General features: G+C 48.6%; 13 protein-coding genes. All 13 read right to left on the bottom strand.

Annotation, left to right across the window (positions count from 1 at the left end; translation table 11 throughout):
- Window positions 1–255 precede the first annotated feature (255 nt).
- The gene (locus H8K55_RS16770) at window positions 256–1,041 is read right to left on the bottom strand and encodes a hypothetical protein (RefSeq protein ID WP_186943213.1); all 786 of its coding nucleotides are present in this window, start codon (window positions 1,039–1,041) and stop codon (window positions 256–258) included.
- 95 nt (window positions 1,042–1,136) lie between these two features.
- A complete protein-coding gene (locus tag H8K55_RS16765; protein WP_186943212.1) occupies window positions 1,137–1,691 on the bottom strand; it encodes a neutral zinc metallopeptidase in 555 nt (184 codons plus the stop codon).
- Between the two features lie 537 nt (window positions 1,692–2,228).
- The gene (locus H8K55_RS16760) at window positions 2,229–3,983 is read right to left on the bottom strand and encodes a hypothetical protein (RefSeq protein ID WP_186943211.1); all 1,755 of its coding nucleotides are present in this window, start codon (window positions 3,981–3,983) and stop codon (window positions 2,229–2,231) included.
- Entirely contained in the window at window positions 3,980–6,079 is a 2,100-nt protein-coding gene (locus H8K55_RS16755) for a hypothetical protein (RefSeq protein WP_186943210.1), read from the bottom strand. Before H8K55_RS16755 ends, H8K55_RS16760 begins: the two co-directional genes overlap by 4 nt.
- Window positions 6,063–7,259 (bottom strand): BatA domain-containing protein, encoded by a 1,197-nt coding sequence (locus tag H8K55_RS16750; protein WP_186943209.1) that lies wholly within the window; start codon window positions 7,257–7,259, stop codon window positions 6,063–6,065. Before H8K55_RS16750 ends, H8K55_RS16755 begins: the two co-directional genes overlap by 17 nt.
- Window positions 7,259–8,143: a DUF58 domain-containing protein gene (locus H8K55_RS16745; RefSeq protein ID WP_186943208.1), complete on the bottom strand. Its 885-nt coding sequence runs from the start codon at window positions 8,141–8,143 to the stop codon at window positions 7,259–7,261. Before H8K55_RS16745 ends, H8K55_RS16750 begins: the two co-directional genes overlap by 1 nt.
- Window positions 8,144–8,189: 46 nt before the next feature.
- Window positions 8,190–9,182, bottom strand: coding sequence for an AAA family ATPase (locus H8K55_RS16740; RefSeq protein WP_186943207.1), 993 nt, complete (start codon window positions 9,180–9,182; stop codon window positions 8,190–8,192).
- A 1-nt stretch (window position 9,183) separates the two neighbouring features.
- Entirely contained in the window at window positions 9,184–9,804 is a 621-nt protein-coding gene (locus tag H8K55_RS16735) for a DUF4159 domain-containing protein (protein ID WP_186943206.1), read from the bottom strand.
- Window positions 9,805–10,113: 309 nt separating this feature from the next.
- Entirely contained in the window at window positions 10,114–11,442 is a 1,329-nt protein-coding gene (locus H8K55_RS16730; protein ID WP_186943205.1) for a TldD/PmbA family protein, read from the bottom strand.
- A 51-nt stretch (window positions 11,443–11,493) separates the two neighbouring features.
- Entirely contained in the window at window positions 11,494–13,131 is a 1,638-nt protein-coding gene (locus tag H8K55_RS16725) for a TldD/PmbA family protein (RefSeq protein WP_186943204.1), read from the bottom strand.
- Between the two features lie 49 nt (window positions 13,132–13,180).
- On the bottom strand, window positions 13,181–14,515 hold the full coding sequence (locus H8K55_RS16720) for a TldD/PmbA family protein (protein WP_186943203.1): 1,335 nt from the start codon (window positions 14,513–14,515) through the stop codon (window positions 13,181–13,183).
- A gap of 11 nt (window positions 14,516–14,526) precedes the next feature.
- Complete coding sequence (locus tag H8K55_RS16715) at window positions 14,527–16,164, bottom strand: TldD/PmbA family protein (protein ID WP_186943202.1); 1,638 nt, start codon at window positions 16,162–16,164, stop codon at window positions 14,527–14,529.
- A gap of 358 nt (window positions 16,165–16,522) precedes the next feature.
- Window positions 16,523–20,167: an EAL domain-containing protein gene (locus H8K55_RS22210; RefSeq protein ID WP_186943201.1), complete on the bottom strand. Its 3,645-nt coding sequence runs from the start codon at window positions 20,165–20,167 to the stop codon at window positions 16,523–16,525.
- Window positions 20,168–20,196: the final 29 nt, after the last annotated feature.

The following is a 20,196-nucleotide window of genomic DNA, read 5'->3' as shown; positions in this document are numbered from 1 at the left end:
ACCTCCCATGGTCATTATTGGGGCAATGATGAGAAAACTGATTCACGTTGCATTTGGGGTCTTAAAATCAGGAAAACCTTTCGATTCAAGCTTGCATTCTGCTTGACTCGGATAACAGTATCTACGACAAGCATCATTAAGTAGTTTCGACGCGTAGGTCGGTTTTTAAAAAAACTAAAATTATTCAGAGCATTATCGCTGTCTACGTAACGATAGTCCTTCGATATTTTGAGCGCCAAAAGTGAACAAGCTCAGCTAGACTTTTTTCTTGAGTTTTAATTCATTCAAAATCTGTGCTGCACGCTCGGCTGCGGCTTGTTTTAAGTCTGCACTGGTGTTTTTTGCCATGTCGGTACGCCGAAACCAATCCGCACTGATGTCATCCCCAAGTTGATCCGAAACCAGATGCCAAGTATAAGCTTCTAAGGGATTTTTTTCTTGGTAATATAGTTCAGCGATAATGCCCGCAGAGCGAATATTGCCAGCGACTAAAGCATCCTGAAATGCGGTTTTTGCAGCCTTTGCGTAATCCATATTTTTGTCAAATTCGGGATGACTCGGCTGTCCTTGCAGCTCGAAATAATATTTCTCGCCCATGTGCATCATGGCAAATGCATCTCCGGTTTTCGCCATTTTTCGCAAGACTTTCAAATCCTTGGTGTAGTAATCGGGTGGCAACATGTAGCCTAGTTGTTCTAGTTTTTTTCTACGCGCCGCCTCGGCCGGAGAAACCACTTCAGGTTCTGGCAATTCCAACATATTCTTTGGTGCCGCTTTGTTTGCATCTGCAACCTGCTCGCCGATTTGCGCACTCGCATTTCCCAATTCAAAAGGTGATGCGTGCACCCCCGCGCCGTGGGTTTGCTCTAGACGTGCATGCTTAGCATTGCTCACTCTGTTAGTGGACGAATCTGCTTCTGAAGAGGAGGCATTGTGTTCCGTAAGCTTGTGCTGACTGTCATCATTTTTCATCAGCATGTACAAGCCAACTGTGGTCAACAGACCGACCATGCCCAGCGCTACCACGCTCTTTTTTTTCATATGAATTTCCTCAGTAATCAAACTTCGTTCGCAGAACCGAGCTGCGAACGAATCTGCGCCCCATCATTCAAAACGAAGAGCAAGCATCCTACTTATTAAACGCGTGGCAGACTACTCAGGCATCTGGTGATGCCATTGGTGTAGCCCCAACGTGTGTAGTAATCGCGTTGCGCTGGTGTACCGTGATCACCACCGGCATAAGCACGGGCGGTGTTCACTGCCGTCGTCAAGAAATTCGCATAACGCAGGGTATCCACCGCATAACGGATGAAAGAACCGCCTGCGCAATCTGCTTGCAATTCCATATATGGCGCAGGTTGATTGATATTGCGTGTGTATTGAATCGTGTGACCCCACTCATGTCCGAGAATCGCCTTAGCTGCATAGTTACCATAATTGCTTTCCGCGCCTTGCAAGAAAGCCGTGCCCACACTGATGGTATATGGGCCGCAGGCAAATGCGGATAAGCTAGGTTCACCGCAAGCGCGACGATCGATATAGATGGTCGGATTTGAGTAGTTACCAAACACACCGCGAATTTCGGTGCCAGTTTTGTTGATGTAGGTTGCGTTGACAGTCACCGCGTTGGCGCTTTGCGCGATACCTGCTGCTGCCATGGCGGCGAGTAATAAGCCGTGTAGTTTTTTCATAAAATTCTCCCAAAGATGGACTATGTTTTATTGAATTATCAATGGAATTATTGATAATCAAATTGCAGTAAAGTCGATTTTTGGGGAAATGGGAAATCTTAATTAGTAGATTATTTTATATCTATACGCCAGTTTATTGACCCAATTTTAGTTGCCAGCCGCATTAATCAGAGACGAGCATATAATATTTTTGACCGATCATCGCTTATCTATAAAAATTTGTTACTAAATACCTTTTAATCACAGATGTTTTGACTAAAATAGTGCTGCCACAAAAACCACAATAGCAAACTATTTTTATAGTATTTTCTAAAAATACTAAATTTTATTTAGACTTGAAGTTAATAGAGCCGATTGGACAAAATTTTGCATGTGAAATGTCTTTGTCTACCGCATGGATATTTGAGCGAAGCCATGCAAAGTTCGCATACCACGCAGCTGAAGATTAAGGTTGTACGTTGAAGGTTGGCGGTCGACGCACAGAAAATGTCGAATCTGCTCAGCTACGCCCTCGCGCCAAGATAGCCTGTATCTAGCCTAAGCTTGTTCCCGTCGCCATAGCACTAGCAAACAGAGCATGCTAAACAAAATAAATGGCCACGCGGGCAAGCGTTGTCCTGGCCTTGCTAACGTATTCGCCGAATCTGGTATTTGCTGACCATACGCGGCACTGGCGATGCGTTTTAGTTGTCGTTGCCAAGTCGGCCAGTCGGTGGCGGCATACACATAAAGTGCACCCTCGCCCTGCTCCGTGCTGTTTTTGACAGTCGGCGCGTTCTTGTCCACTTTATTGTCCGCATTCTCATCCGCCGACACGACCTGCCAATCGTACCAACCAGCCGCTATCGGCCAGAACCCTGCGCACTGTGCCTCCGCTTTGGCAGCATATGCTCGCAATGGCAAGCGCTTACCCTTAGTTGCGCTGTCTGTTGAGCTATCGGTGGCACTTTCAGAAGTTCCATTCTCAGTTGAAATCTGTATCTGCCCTTGTGTGTTTCCTCGCCCGCATATCTGCCAACTTTGACCGGCAAGCGGCATGCCTTGTCGCGTCTGACTCGACTCCCATTCCCAGCTCTGCGCACGCGTTACGGCACTTTGATCAATCAGAGATTGCCACCATTGCTTCAAAGCTTGAGGTTCACTGATCAAGGCTTGATGCCAGCCCGCAGCCGCAATCCAGACGATTTTGCCCTTGCCCCATGAACGTGAAGCTAACCAAGGCTGAACGGGGTCAAGATACCAAGCTGACTGCCCTGCACTCTGCGGCATCCAGCGGACCGAATGTAAATGCACAGCTTGCGGCGTTTGCCATTCTTGCTCTTCCGCGACACTTGCTTGCTGGCGCAAATTCAGATCTAGGGTATTTTTCCACACCGCCGCTTGCTGCGCGTTCGCTCCGAGTATGAGCAGCGAGCGCCCAGCTGCGATCTGTGCCAATACCTGCGTGCGCTGTGGCACTGGCATTTGTTCAAAATAAGCGGCATCTTGCACCAGCAAGTCGGCTTCCACCTCTGTACGTGCGGTTTCGCGACGCACCAGATCTTTACCGATTTGAATTTGCCAATCGATGACCGCGTGACTTTGGATCAATAATTGGTTCAAAGTCTGTGTATCAAAAGAGGGGGCAGCGAAGCGACCTTGTACTCGCAGCTCTGGCATAGCGATGACATCTAGTGGTATTGGGCCTTGATCTATCAGCTGATTTTTTTCATCTAAAACCCGCGCCTTTAACACCATGCGTTCAGCGACAGGGGGTAACCAGCGCACACTGATACTGGCATCCTTGCCCGTCTGCTCTGCTAAGACTTGTTGATTTTCGGCGATCAACTGCACCCGCCATTCCCCCCGCGCTTGCGGACGCTCTACTGTCAACTCGAAGACACGACCAAACGATATTTGCTGCGAAAAAGTCAGACTCAGACTTTCGGCTGTTGACCAGCTACTCTTATCCCAGATTAATTTTTTCGGTGGCAGGTCGCGCCATTCGCTGGCAAACAGGCCATCTCCTTGCAAGCGTAAGGTGTTCGCTTGCATCAATTGCGATCTGAGCCGCGCGAAATCGAGATGCTCCTGACGACTATCGATCAATAACTCCTGCTCTGGCTTACGCTGGTATTCCAATGGCAGCATGAGTAAAGTCAAAGACACGCTAGCACAAGCGATCAAAAGACTATCAAGCCGCCGCGCACGACGCCAATACAAAATCGCAGAAATGCTACCGACAGCAGCAATTGCTAACACGGCGGCTAGTGACCACCACGACCAATTACCCATCACTAAAATACCCGTCATGGCTTACTCCCCAGCGCAGGTTTTTGCGTCCTTAATACGGGCGACGAATGTGCATTCCAATAACGATCCAATGCGGAGGTTTGATTCGCTTTGAATTTCAATGTAGCTTGCAAACTAATGCCATCCATAGCAATTCCCTGACGCAGCCATGCAGCGAGTTCAACGCGGCAAGGCTGGCATCCGTCCGCAACGTCTTGCACCGCAGCTTGTGCTTTCAAGCGTTGTTCGTCGTCGGGAATATGCGTCGCAATCCAGGCGCGCGCAGTTTTGCTCCATAGAGCTGGCAAAGCATCTGCTTTATTTCCTTTAGCGAGAGCCTTTAACAAATCCGTCAATTCTGCTGGCACGTTGGTTTCCGAATCTGCTTGTATTCTTTGTTGATTTTTGACGTCGAGCACATCACCGCTTAAACGCTTTTCTTCTTTAATCGCGGGCGGAGTGAATGCCGCTTTATGCAAATAAATCCTGTCGGCCTGCTGCAATTGTTTAATCGCTTCCAGAGCTTTGTTTTCCGGCGCTAAGGCGGGCTTCGGTGCAATCGCACGCAAGGATTTTTCTGCATCCCACATCGCCACTAAAGCCCGCCGTAAAATTTTCTTGGTTGCTTCATCGAACAATGTGGCGTTTTCTTCCTGATCATGCGCATGGCCATATTGTGCTGCTAAATCGCCAGCCGGTTTTTCATTGGCATGTCCGCCATCTTCATGTTCATCGCCAAATAGGCTGGATTCTTCGCCCAAGAAACGTCCATAACGTCGGCGCAGCGCAGCTTGGTCATTGGCAATCATTTCACTGCGGTTGCGTATCAACTGCGGGTTTAATTTCGGATTGGCCTGAATATCCGCCACCAACTGCTCGGTATCAATAATGATTTGGCGCTGACTTCGCAGTGATTCGGGTTTCGCCAAAATAGGCAACACGGAAGTTTCATCTTCTTGCGCATCTGGTGCTGGCAAACGCAAGGTATACGTGGGCGAACGCACGATATGAGGATTCTTCGCTGCATTATCGCTGGCTCGCACGAAGAAATATAATTCATCGCCGGGCTCCATACCCAACTCTGTCAGACTCCAATGCTTATTCCACTGACGCTGACGTTTGTCACTGCCCTGCGGTATCAAAATCTCTTTATCACTAAAGCGAATATTCTCGCCGCTACCACGAGCCAGGGTCATGTGTATGCTGGCGTTCACGATTTGATAATCATCTTTAAGCTGTATCGACATCGTGATGTTGTGCGTCTGGCTAGACAGCACTTGCAACAACTCCAAGGGCTGCAAGACGGCGATCTCTGGTGCTTGATCCGGCGTCACTTTGAGGGTGTAACGATGCCGTTTGTCATCGGCACTCCAACTCCAAAACACCGTTTCGCTAGCCTCCCAGCGCGCGCAGGTCGCACCTGCGTTTTCGGTAAAACTGACTTCCTGTCCATTGCTGAGGCGAATATGACTAGCATTGACTTGGCTCAGCAGTTCGGCACTCAATGACGATTGCGCGATACACCATTCAATCTGACTATGTTCCGGCACCTGCAAATCTTGCACTGCAGATTGCGTCGCCGGTATTTGTGTATAGGCGGGCGGCGTGACTTTCAAATTTAATGCAGGCAAACTTGCGCTCTTGAGCACTGGTGTTGCAGCGCGCTGCGACCTAATCTCAACCGGTTGATTGTAAACACTCAGCAGCGCAGCGACCGTAGCGCTTATAAAAAACAAACAGGCCAAGATCCAGCGCTTGAACTGCAATACTTGCGCGCCAAGTTTTTTGAATGCAGCGGGCGTCAGCACGGACTCTATTCGTTGTAACAGACGTGCTTTTTGCAGCTGAATTAAGGGCGAGTTTTTTTCTGCGCTTTCTAGTAATTGCAAACTATCTTCGAATGCAGGAAATGCCGCGTTTAGCCAACTTAAATAATGCGTCTGCGATTGACGCCAGATCCAGATCAGGTCGCAGCCGATCAAGAATAGGCAAACCATTAAGCCAGGCCAAGATCGAATGATGATCCACGGCGCGCACAATCCCAGATAACTGAGCAAGCGACGACGCACAATCTGCGTACACAAACGTGCTGGGGCTTGTTTAAGAACGGCGGACATGGGCAAGGCTCCGTTCTAGGGTAAGTAAAAGTGCAAGCAAGGCGAATAAGATTTCACGCAGATGGTCTGTAACACTTGCGGCTAACGGAATTGAGGCCTTCACTTTATTGGCCGGCAAATCCAGCGCAGCTAAGGTACTTAAGGGCACGATCTGACTTTCTGCACGCACCGCTTGCAGCGCTTCAAACAAGGCTTTGGCCTGTTCCAAATCCGCGTCTTGCAATGGCCAATCAAATTGTGGATCCATATTCCAAATCAATCCGCGTGTGCTTGTTTGCGACTGGATGTGCAATTTCTGTAGCAGTGCAGAGGACAGCTTATCTGTTGAGTTATTGTCCGATGACACATTCAACTTCGCAGGAGCCTGTGCGGATTTTGCAGTCCGCCAAACGAAAGGCGCTTGCCAGTTTTGATCCGGTTCGACTTGCTTATCCCAGATTGCCAGCCAAGTGTTGGGCTGGATTTTTTCCGTCAAATTGAACTGCAGATTTTCTACACCTGCAAGTTCAAACAATTTAAATATGCGTCGCCATAAATCCGCCCTGTCAGTTTGAAGCGCGACTTGCAAAATTTGTTTGTTGGCCGACTTTTTACTGGATGTTTGACCTGATGTTGGGCTTGATGTTTTATCTGATCCTTGACCTAATGCAAGAGGCGCGATCCGCACCGCGATCGTGTGTCCAACTGCAGGCACGCGCGCGCTCATCGCTAACTGTTGGTCTTGCGCCAAAATCAGCCAACGCGCTTGGGGCTGCCATTGTGTTTGTTCTTGCTCCAGCCACAATAGCAAATGATCGGTCTGAATCTCGCACTTTGCAGTCGCGCAATACTGGATTTGTGGTGCCTGTTTAAAACCCGCTTTATCGATCTCAGCCGCGACCCATTGAGGATCAAGATCCTCACCTACGAATACCGTATCACCGCGCCAACTCCATAAGGGCTGGGCGAGTATTGCCAACATCGTCATCAGCATCAGGCAGCGCAATAGTAACAACAAGAGATCGCGCCAACGCCACACGCGCAATAACTGCGGCGGCGTAGAAGGCAAAAATTTTGCCGTTGCGAGAGTATGCATTTTTTGTGTCTGACGCCGTTGGCGATGCCACCAAATTGGCAGCCCCACTATTGGCACCAGCAACCACCAATACGGTGACAAACCCATAAGACTCGATAAACTCATCATCTCAAACTCGCCAGACGCAGCCAGCTGCGCACAACTTTGGCAATATCTTGTTCGATATTCGCCTGTAAATAAGGGATGTCGGCGCGTTTCAATTCGCTGCGTATCTTGTCAAAATGTTGGGCATACGCAGCCTGGTAGGCGGGCTTAATTTGCTGCGTCAATTGCGCCGTGTGTTCGGCGTGTTCTGGATCGCAATAGCTGGTATTCAGAGGAAAATCAGCATTGCGCTCGGCCTCGGTATGCAAACTTAAAGCACGCACGTCATGGCGCATACGGCGTAAGCGCAACAAACTCTCGCCGCTGGCCGATGGCCAGTCTAAAAAATCACTGACCACAAACAATAAACTCGGCGCACGCACAAACTGCATTTGCGCTTTGATTTGTAGAGCATCTGGTAATTCCTTCTCCGCTTTGGTGCGATTCAAATGCGCTAATACACGATGTAATTGCCGCGGCCCACGCGATACCGGAGTCAAATGAATGCGTCCCTGATTTGCAACAATCAAGCCAAATGCATCGCCTTGGCGTTGTGCCACCGCCGCAAGGCAAGCCAGCACTGCGCGCGCATAATCGAGTTTAGTGACTTCAGGATACGCATAGCTCGCTTCACGCATAGACGCACTAGCATCGAGCCAAAACCAAATCGCCACGTGACTATCGCGTTCCGCTTCGCGCACATAATATCGATCATTGCGCGCCAATAATTTCCAATCAACGCGACGCCATTCATCACCCGGCGCATAGGCGCGATATTCAGAAAATTCGACACCGGCGCCGCGCTCACGACCAGCATGCAAACCATGTCCCAATCCCGCCAATACATGGCGAATGATCAGGTCAAGATCCTGGCTATGTGCCAATAAATAACTGGTATCGATCATCTATTTAAGTTTTTAAGTCAGCGCTTTATCTAGGAACTGTCACTGACTAATCGATTTGTATCTCACGACGCAAAGCGTGTAAGACTTCTGCGATTTCTACTCCGTCGGCTTCGGCCTCAAAATTGCGTAAGACCCGATGCGCCAGCACAGGTAATAACATGGCTGCGATATCTTCACGCGTCACTGCCAGTCGACCATGCATCAAAGCACGTGCTTTAGAAGCTAGTACCAAGGCCTGACCAGCACGCGGACCTGCTCCCCAAGCGATATGTTGTTTCACCGCAGCGACTGTCGTCACTTGCGGGCGTGTCGCACGAATCAGGCGCGTTGCATAGCGCAATAAATGCTCGCCAATTTCTATCTCGCGCACCAACTGTTGTATGCGCAATAAAGTTTCCACATCCATCGCCGCACTCGCGGCATCGGTCGTGTTTTGTGTCGTACGCGAGACCATTAAAATTTCTTCGTCTTCGCTTGGATAAACGACATCAATCCGTAACAAGAAGCGATCTAATTGCGCTTCAGGTAAGGGATAGGTACCGGCTTGTTCAATCGGATTTTGTGTTGCCAGTACGAAGAAAGGTCTAGGCAAGCGATGCGTGTGTCCGGCAAAAGTAACGCTGCGTTCTTGCATCGCTTCCAGTAAAGCCGATTGTGTTTTCGGTGGTGCGCGATTGATTTCATCGGCCAGTAAGACTTGCGTAAAAATCGGTCCTTGCTGGAAACGAAATACGCGCTGACGTGTGCTGGTATCCTCTTCCAAAATTTCGGTGCCGACGATGTCAGAAGGCATCAGATCGGGGGTGAACTGCACACGTCTAAATTGCAGATCAGTCGCCTCTGCCAGCGATTTCACCAGCAAAGTTTTTCCCAATCCCGGCACACCTTCAACCAGAGCATGACCGCCTGCTAACAAACAAATCAAGAGCGAATCAATGACTTCATGCTGACCGATAATCACTTGCGACATGCTGGCGCGCAAAGCTGCGATTTTTTTGTCGAGTTCAGCAATCTCTGTTTCATTCCAAACGGCTTGCATACTACGCTCCTAATGCATACTGAATAATATTGACGGCAAAGCGAGTGTTATCAACCGCTAAAAACCGTTTATTCCGAAAATCGTAATCCCACTCACAACCATAATCTTTATTGCTGTACAGGAGCCGGATGCGTCCTTGTACTTCAATCGCTTTTAAATAGTCATGTACTAGATCATCACCCCAGCCATTTAGTTCCACACTGGTATTCGGCGGACCATCAAAATGAAAAAAACTGGAATACAAAGGATGTGTATTCGGAATTTTTTTGAGTGCCTTGCCGCCAAAAATACGTGCTATCTCAGCTTCAAATGATTTCGCGAACAAGCCATCAATATCGTGATTGCAATCATCGACAAATAGGAATCCACCACCTTTGATATAACGCTCTAAATGCTTGCGCTCGATAGGACTTAGCTGCACAAGCTTATGTCCAGCCAGGTAACAAAACGGTGCACTCAACATTTTGGGATCAGAGAGCGCAACCACGCGTTCCACCGTATCGACGCGCAAAGTCGTGTATTCCACCAGCGAATTAAGAATATTACTGGGCGTGCGAATATCGACATCCCAGTCGCCGGAGTCATACATTAAACGGGTGAAATAGAAGTCGTAATTGCTCATGCGGAAAGGTGAAACTAATAAAAATTAGGGGCTTGAGCATCTCAGCAGGAAAATACTAACAATTCCTTTCCTTTAAAGCATGGGCCTTTACATAAGCAGATGCACGATGAATACTCCTTCCCCCTATCAATTGTATGGGGAAGGCTGGGATGGGGATGGGTTTTAATTGGGAAATGTATACATTAATTAAACAGCCGAAACCCATCCCCACCCTAACCCTCCCCTTGAAGGGGAGGGAACTTTTAGTAGCATCCCAACTTGGGGAAACCCTCGGCCTTCAAGAAGAAGGAATTTTCATCGTACCTCAACTTAAACCGCATCCGACAATGAAGTGAAATTAAAATCGCGCAATTTCATCGCAGGCACGACCGATTTACGACCATCGCCAAACACCTGCGTTTTACCCAAATCATCAATATTATTCAACATCGTGACCGGGCTTTCATTGAAGCGGAAATTCTTCACCGGATGTTTGACTTTGCCGTTCTCGATATAGAAGGTGCCGTCACGCGTTAAACCTGTGACTAGCAAAGATTGCGGATCAACCGAGCGGATATACCAAGTGCGTGTGACTAAAATTCCTTTCTTAGTCGAGGCAATCAGTTCTTCCGTGGACTTATTGCCGCCTGCCATAATCGTATTGCCGGCGCGACCTTTAGCGGCGACGCCTTGTTTCTTAGCCCAGAAATTAGAATACTGCAGCGATTCAATTTTGCCGCCTTTGACCAGCGACATCGGTTCGCGCGCCATCATCGATCCACTATCCCAAGGATTCACCGGTGCATCGGCATTCCATGGGTCAGTCCAGATATTCACCTGTTCATCAAACATCTTTTCACCGAGGCGATTACCACCACCTTTTTTCGATAAGAAGCTGCGACCTTCATCGGCCTGACGGGCATCAAAGGCATTGAACATGAAACTTAAAATATCCGAAGAAGCGGCAGGCTCTAACACCACCGTGTAACGACCCGGTTCGAGTGCCTTGGCGTCAACTGAACGCATGGCTTTTTCGATTGCGACTTCAGAAGCTTCGCGCGGATCAAACAAGCGCGCATCATTCGCGGTGCGGGTAACCCAGCCGGAGCCGCGACCATCTTCAGTTCTGGCAGTACAGCTAAAACTGAGATTGGAAGATTCTTGATAACCAAATACGCCATTCGAATTTGCAATCACTTCAAAGCCCAAAGTGTCAAGAAAGAAACCCGCAGCGATCAGTTTGTTTTTCTTCGCCAAGCTAATACTTTGTGCTGCAACTTCGGCGCGATAATCTGGATCGATCGCCGCAGTTTGTTCGAAAAATGTAGGAGTCGCTTTGAATTCTTGCTTGCCAACTGCAGGCATAAATTCTGGATTTTCTGGTGCCAGACGGGCGATATCTTCTGCACGACGTACGGCTTTTTCCAAAGATTTGTCGTCGAATTCATTAATCGTTGCCGTTCCTTGACGCTTACCAAAAGCCACGCTCACGGATAATTGCGTATCTTGGTTTAAACCTGCGGTCGAGACACTATTTTGCGCGTAACGAATATTGCCAGCGCGATTACCCGAGATCGCTACACGACACTCATCGGCTTTAGAGAAACTGATCAAGCGCTCACAAATGCGCTTGGCTTCATCCTGGGTCATTTTCTTCATCATAGTCTTCCTTTTATTTTTTCTATTATTTTTTCTGTTAAGTGGTCGTATTTAAGCGATCTTGCGCGCAGTGTTAATTACATTGATGCCGTTAAAGCGTGCCGTACTAGAGCCATGCGATACCGCGCTGACTTGGCTAGGCTGACCTTTACCATCAAAGAATGAACCACCCATGCGCCAATCTCGGTCGTCACAAATCGCGCTGCAGCTATTCCAGAATTCTTGCGTATTCGATTGATACGCAACGTCTTCAACAGGGCCGACGATTTTGCCATTCTTGATTTCGAAAAATAACTGACCGCCGAACTGGAAGTTATAACGCTGTTGATCGATAGAGTAAGAACCACGACCTAAAATATAGATCCCTTTCTTGACGTCTTTCACCATCTCATCCGGCGTCAATGCGGCTTTGCCAGCTGCCAGCGACACATTCGGCATACGTTGGAATTGCACGCTGCTCCAACTGTCGGCATACGAACAACCATGCGATTCTTTTTCATCGATGATATGCGCCTGATCACGGGTCGCTTGATAGTTCACTAACACGCCATCTTTGATAATGTCCCAACGCTTGCACGCAACGCCTTCATCATCATAGCCAACCGCACCGAGAGAACCCGGCGTCGTTTTATCTGCAAAGAAGTTGACACGCTCAGAGCCAAATTTGAATTTCTTGGTACGCCATTTATCCAAGGTTGCAAAACTCGTACCAGCATAATTCGCCTCGTAGCCCAATACACGATCCAGCTCAGTTGGATGGCCGACGGATTCGTGGATGGTCAGGAATAAATGATCTGGGCTTAAAACCAAATCATATTTGCCTGGTTCGACTGATTTTGCTGCCAGTTTTTCACGTGCCTGACGACCTGCTTCGCGCGCTTCTTCAACCACATCTAAAGAATTTTTATACAAGGTAGCAACACCGCCGGCGGCTTTCACTTTATCTTCGGGTTTAACATCAAAGAATTCAAAACCCATGCCGACTGGTGAAGACAAGCTTTCACGCGTACGGAATTTATTGGTGGCTTTATCAACGGCAGTCGCGGTCATCGGTGCCCACAAGCGATGAATGTCTTGGTCAATATACGAGCCATCAGTCGAGGCGAAATATTTCTCTTGATTGACTTGAAATAAATTCGATTGCATGAAATTCGCACCAGCCTCTAAACCAGCACGGTTCGCTGCAATCAGCATATCCGCTTTTTCTTTGACAGGCACGGTGCGCCAGTCTTTCGTAAATGGCGTGGCCCAGCTCACTTCGCCTACACCTTTTACTGGCGCCAAAATCAAAGGTTCGGTCTGCAATTTGGCATTTGCTTTGGCAATTGCGACGGCTTGCTTCGCCATCGCTGCCACGGCATCCAAGGACAGGTCATTCGTGGAAGCAAAACCATAAGCGCCACCAGCAATCACACGCACACCGACACCCATGGATTCGGTATTAACGATGTTTTCAACGCGGGTATCGCGGGTGGTGATGAATTGATTTACATAACGACCAATACGCACGTCGCAATAACTGGCACCCGCTTTGGTCGCAGCATTCATGGCAGCATCTGCCAGACTTTTCTTAAACGCACGACCAACAGGATTGAGCAATTCTTCTGCCGCGATGGCATTTCCGCATACCGGAATAATCAAACTACCGGCGGCGATACCACTGATTTTTAAAAAGCTACGTCGTTCCATAGCAACTCCTGAATAATTAATTTACAGAACCGAACCGAGGCTGCCAAATTTACACGGCATCAGACAAAGACGTGAAATTGAAATCACGTACTTTCATCGGCGGAATCAACATTTGATACGGCACTTCATCACCAGCGATCACCACCGGTTTACCGATTTCTTCAATATTGTTCAACATGCTGACCGGGCTTTCATTGAAACGGAAATTTTTGATCGGATACATGATCTTGCCGTTCTCAATGTAGAAAGTGCCGTCGCGTGTCAATCCCGTCAGCAATACCGATTGCGGATCAACCATACGGATGTACCAAGTACGCGTGACCAGCACACCTTTTTTGGTATTTGCGATCAATTCTGCCGTCGATTTATCCGTGCCCGCCATAATCATATTGCCGTGGCTAGCAAGCGGTGCCAGCTTTTGTTTCTGTGCCCAGAAGCGTGAATATTCGAGGGCATTCACTCTGCCATTCTTAATGACTTCAGTACGTTGACGCGGCAACATAGAACCATCCCACGGCAAGACCGCGACTTCCGGATTCCAAGGATCAGCCCAGATATTCACTTGCTCATCGAAGAGTTTTTCACCGAGGCGATTTCCACCGCCTTTTTTCGATAAGAAGCTACGACCTTCATCGGCCTGACGTGCATCAAAACCACTCAGCATATTGCCGATTAAATCAGAGGTTGCAGCAGGTTCCAAAATCACCGTATAACGCCCTGGTTCTAAGGCTTTAGCATTCACCGAGCGCAAGGCTTTTTCGATTGCCACGTCCGCTGCTTCACGGGCATCAAAGCGCGCTGCATCACCAGCTGAGCGTTTGACCCAACCGGAACCACGACCATCTTCAGTACGCACGGTACAAGTGAAATCCAGACCAGTTTCTTGCTGATAACCGAACACACCATTCGAATTGGCGATACTGGAAAAGCTGCTGTTGTCGGTAAAAAATCCGGCAGCAACCAGATTTTTCTTACGACAAGCTTCTATCGTATACGCCGCAACTTCGGCGCGAAAATCTGGATCGATTGCTGCGGTTTTTTCTTTGAAAGTCGGTGTAGCCGGATAGCTTTGTTTTGCCACTGCCGACATGAACTCAGGGTTTTCTGGTGCCAACCGCGCCAGATCTTCAGCACGGCGCACGACTTTTTCCAAAGAGGCATCGTCGAATTCATTGATGGTGGCGATCCCTTGTTTTTTACCAAAGGCAACGCTCACTGCCATTTGCGTATCGCTCACACTACCTGCGGTCGATACGGCATTGCGCGCGAAACGGATGTTTCCCGTATTGCTACCGCCCAATTGCACATTGCATTCATCGGCTTTTGACAGACGCAAGACTTTATCGGTGATCGCTTGTACTTCTGCTTGGTTGAGTAATTTCATGATCGCGCCTCTCAAGCAATTTTGCGTGCAGTGTTAATCACATTGATACCGTTGAAGCGTGTGGTACTTGAACCGTGCGACACCGCGCTCGATTGCGAAGGCTGGCCTTTGCCGTCAAAGAAAGAACCACCCATACGCCAATCACGTTCATCGCAAGTCGCGCTGCAAGCATTCCAGAATTCTTGGGTATTCGATTGATAAGCGACGTCTTCGAGTTGCTCGCCAATCTTACCGTTCTTAATTTCAAAGAACATCTGGCCACCGAATTGGAAGTTATAGCGTTGCTGATCGATAGAGAAAGAACCATCACCAATGATGTAAATCCCCTTCTTCACGTCCTTCACCATTTCATCCGGCGTCAAACGTTTTTTGCCCGCGGCCAAAGACACATTTGGCATGCGTTGGAACTGCACGCTGCTCCAGTTATCGGCATAGGAACAACCGTGCGATTCGGTTTGACCTAGCATGTGTACTTGATCACGCGTGGCTTGATAGTTGACCAAAATACCGTCTTTGATAATATCCCAGCGTTTAGTCTTGACGCCTTCGTCATCGTAGCCTACGCCCCCCAAAGAGCCTTGCGCAGTTTTTTCAGCGATGATGTTAACTTGCTCTGAACCGTATTTGAATTTTTTGCTTTCCCATTTGTCGATGGTCGCAAAACTGGTACCGGCGAAATTCGCTTCGTAGCCGAGTACGCGATCAAGTTCGGTTGGATGCCCAACCGATTCATGTATCGTCAACCACAAATGTTCTGGGCTGAGCACCAAGTCATACTTACCCGGTAACACTGATTTCGCCGTCAGCTTTTGACGGGCACTTGCACCACAAGCACGCGCATCAGCGATCAGGTCATAGGAATTTTTATATAAAGTCGCTACGCCACCGGCCGCTTTTACCTTATCTTCTGGACGTGCATCGAGGTATTCATAACCCATACCGACCGGTGCAGACAATCCTTGGCGGGTACGGAATTTATTAGTTTTCTGATCGACCGCTGTGGCGGAAATTGGCATCCACAAACGATGCACATCTTGGTCGATATACGAGCCATCGGTAGAAGCAAAATATTTCTGCTGATTGACTTGGAACATCACCGATTGCATGAAATTGGCGCCGCCTTCCATGCCCGCTTTATTCGCGGCGATCAGCAAGTCGACCTTTTCTTGAATTGGTACGGTACGCCAATCTTTCTTAATCGGTGTCGCCCAACTCACCTCGCCCACGCCTTTAACAGGGGCTAGTTGTAGAGGTGAAGTTTGCAATTTGGCATTCGCTTTCGCAATCGCAACCGCTTGACGCGCCGCACCAGCAACACCGTCCGGCGACATATCATTGGTTGCGGCAAAGCCATAGGCCCCATTTGCCACAACACGAATACCAACACCAGCTGATTCGGTATTGGCAACGTTTTCTACATTCAAATCACGCGTAGAAATAAATTGATTCAAATAACGACCTATGCGCACGTCGCAATAACTAGCGCCAGCGCCAGTAGCAGCGCTTAAGGCGGTATCTGCCAAGGTTTTACGAAATTGGTTGGAAACTGGCTTCAGCAGTTCATCGACCTCGATGGCACGGGCAAAAGCGGGCATCAACAAACCACCCAATGCGGCTCCACCAAATTGAAGAAAATCACGTCTTTGCATTTTGTCTCCTGTTATAAGTCGCTACGGATTGCTCAATTCTATGCTAAATGCACAGGCGATATGAGCTTGAAGGAAGTAGGACTAAGCTGGAGTAAATAAGTTCCGGAACGAGGCTGGATTGTGTGGTTCTAGGCTGGATCGAACCGCGATTATTTGAAGAAAGTAGGCCGTATTGGCCTCAAAAATAATGGGATAAGATGGGGTGTGCCTTGCGCACCGAAGCAAACTATGTGCTTGGTGCGCACGGCGCACCCTACACAATGAAGCTCTCACCAGCGTAAGTTTGCATGAGCCTTAATAATTTACAACAATATGTTTATTAATTTCAAAAAAAGTATCGACACTCAAAACAAAAGGCTTAAGCATTCGCATTGCGATAGGCACGGCGTGCAAATTCCTCAAATTCTGGCAAAGCTAGAGGTCGGCTATAAAGGTAACCTTGATAGGCGCGACAACCTTGTTGCTCCAGGAAAGCTTTTTGCGCCAGGGTTTCTACCCCCTCGGCAACCACACTCAGTCCCAGACTCTCAGCCAGCACGATGACCATCTTGGCGATGGCGGCGTCGTTTGGGTCGATCAAGATATCGCGCACAAAGCTTTGGTCGATTTTTAATTGATCCAAAGGCAAGCGTTTCAGATAAGACAATGAGGAGTAACCGGTACCAAAATCGTCGAGTGAGAAACTGACGCCATGTTCGCGCAAAGTCGACATTCTGACGATCACATCTTCAATATTTGAAATCGAAAATCCTTCGGTCAATTCGAGTTTTAGGCGGCGCGGATCAGCGCCGGTCAGTTGCAAAATATCCACCACTTGATCGACAAAATTCTTTTGATGAAATTGACTGGGGCTGACATTTACCGCTAGCGTCAGGTCGGCAAATTCTGGCTGGCGCGCCCAAATAGCTAACTGCTGCGTCGCAGTATTGAGTACCCAGTAACCCAAAATCGCAATCAGACCAGTATCTTCCGCGATAGGAATAAATTCGGCAGGCGAAATCATGCCGCGCTGAGGATGATGCCAGCGTATGAGCGCCTCTGCCGCGAACAGGCGACCTTCATCATTAAACTGCGCTTGATAATACAATTCAAACTGGTCGTTCAACATCGCATCGCGCAGGTCTTCTTCCAGCTCTGCTCTTTGCGTGACCATGGCTTGCATCTTAGGATCGAAGAATCGTATCGTATTCCGCCCTGCTGCTTTTGCCTGATACATGGCTAGATCTGCGCGCTTGAGCGGCTCGGCGATAGTCTCTTGATTTTCGCCAAACAAGGTGACGCCGATACTCGGCGAACTATGATGCTCACTGACTCCCAACCAATATGTTTGATTTAATTCCGATAGAATCTTGATGGCGACAGTTTCGGCTTGATTCGCGGCGTCGAACACGTCTTCTTCCAAATTTTCCAGCATCACCACAAATTCATCGCCACCCAGACGCGCCACCGTATCGCCTTCGCGCGTGCATTTGCTCAAGCGCTCCGCCACCTGTTGCAACAACAAATCGCCGTGGTCATGCCCCAAGGTATCGTTGAGCGTTTTGAAATTATCTAAATCAATAAACAACAATGCGCCTTTGCGATGATGCCGATTACCCGATGCCAGCGCCTGCTCCAGCCTATCCATCAACAAACGCCGGTTTGGCAATTGGGTGAGCGGATCATAAAACGCCAAATTTCGAATTTCATCTTCAGCACTCTTACGCAAAGTAATGTCGTTGAAAGTGCCAACATAATGCGTAATCACACCCTGTTCGTCCGTTACGCTGGAGATATTGACCCAGGCATGAAACTGCTCGCCATCTTTGCGTTGATCCAGTACTTCACCTTGCCAGGCACCGCGCTCGGCAATGCTTTGCAACATGTCTGCATAGGCTGGCTCTTGTTGAAATTGCGGGCATAAAAACCGTGGTGGCACGCCGACAATTTCTTCTGCGGCATAGCCAGTTATTTGATTAAACGATTGATTGGTGCGCAGGATATTCCAGCTCGCATCTGTTACAAACATGCCTTCTTGTGATTCAAACGCGGTCGCTGCGATACGCTGTGATTCGGCATGACGTTTTGCTTCCGTCATATCATGCCAAGCGACATACACTGAAGGAGCACCATCAAAATCGATCAAGGCGCCTTGCACCATCACATCAATCGCAGTGCCATCAATTTTCACAAATTGCATTTCATAACTTTGGTCATCACCACCGGGTTCGTTAATCGACTTGATGCGATTTTTCAATAAGTGATGATAGTCAGGGTGAATAATTTCACCGATAGGGCGACCGATCAATTGATCGGCAGAGCTAGCACCGAGCATACGTATCGCCGAGGCATTGACATAAATTAAGCGGCCTTTGCGGTGGACGTTAATCCCTTCGGGTGACCATTCGACCAGCGTTCTGTGGCGCTCTTCGCTTGCGTGCAATGCCGCTTCGACTTTTTTGCGTTCGGAGATATCGCGCACGCTGGCTTGTATCAAACTCTTGCCGTCAAGCTCTACCAGATTTAGTAAGACTTCAGCATCGAAACATTCACCGTTATCGAGGCGTTGATGTATCCACTCACAGGCATACTTTCCATGCACTCTTGCCTGCTGTATATACTGACGCGACAAACTGGCGGAACTGATGCCAGGGCCTTGCCATTCGGGCGACATATCCACGATTCTGCATTGTAAAAGGTGTTGCCGATTACGCGCACCAAACAGGCTGATTGCGGCGGGATTACAATCAATCATGCGTCGTACATCCATCACGATCACGGCACTGGCGGTGGCATTGAACAAAGTCAGGTGACGCGCTTCTGACCATGCCAGTTCTTGACTGCGGTCAGCAATTTTTGCTTCCAACGATTCTTGGGCATTTTGCACCGCGTCCGCCATGCCATTAAAGGCGCGCGTCAAGACTTGAATTTCATGTGCCTGGTGCTCTTGCAAGCTTGCCCGCACCTGTAAATCGCCCTGCCCCAGCTGCGTCGCGGTACGCGCTAAGCCATCTAAGGGGCGGGTCAAACGGCGCGCTGCGATGCGAATCAAACTGAGAGCGAGCAAAGTAATTAGACCACCAGCCACGACCAATAAATGAATATTGTCCAGCAAACCCGCCAACAACTCGACCTTTGGTGCCACATGCACCATAGTCCAGGTTTGCTCCGGACTTAAGGCGACTTTTCTGTACACCGCAATAAGCTCTTCACCGGCGGCGCCACGTTGCGAAAGGCTGCCCTCTACACCTTTGAGCATTTGCAGATCCGGTTTGAAAATAACTTCCTTCGCTGAAATCTTAGGGAAGCGACAAATCAAATTCCCCTGTGCATCAAATAACATTGTGGTGCCGAAGCGGTGCCACACTTGCTGATCCAATGAAAGGTGACCCAAGAAAAATTCCTCAAGATCGAGAAATCCAACCAACACCGCTTGCATCTTGGTATCGACCATGACCGGCAAACTAACTGCCAACATGACCTTGTGCTGTGGCGTAAGCCAATTCACCATTCTGGTCGATGTGCTGGCTGTGTCTACCAAGATTTGCAGATACTGTGTCGCCAGCGGTTCAGTCATACCAACATCATGATTCGCAACTTGGGCGAGCTTGGCAATGTTGTGACTATCGCGGGCATCCAGCAAGAGCAAGCCTGAGAAACGCTTCTCATGTGCTTTTTGTAAAATTCGAAATTTTTTCTCAAGAAAAATCTGCACTGCTTGTGAATCACTCTTGGCGACAGGCGCGGTCGGAAATGCTGCATGCAATAGATGTTTTAACTCTTCACTTTCGGCGATAAATAACATATCAGCGCCGCTGTCATGTAAATCTGTCGCGATCAGATTTCTTTGCAGATCGGCTTTAATTTCTAACTGCGCGATTGCACTGCCGAGGCGCTCTTCGCGAGCGCCGGTTAATCCCAATTCAGGAACACCGACATACCAAAGAAAAAACAGTATCCCCAATGCTGCGATCAGCACTGCGGCAAAATACCCTGTCATTCGATTGGAAAAAGACGTGAACATATCACCTTACCGGGCTTGGTTGGCACTCT

It is taken from the genome of Affinundibacterium flavidum (genome assembly GCF_014284175.1).
In the GTDB taxonomy this organism is placed as follows: Bacteria; Pseudomonadota; Gammaproteobacteria; order Burkholderiales; family Burkholderiaceae_D; genus Undibacterium; species Undibacterium flavidum.
Note: the sequence above shows the minus strand (reverse complement) of the source record. Positions and strands in the feature narration are given on the sequence as shown.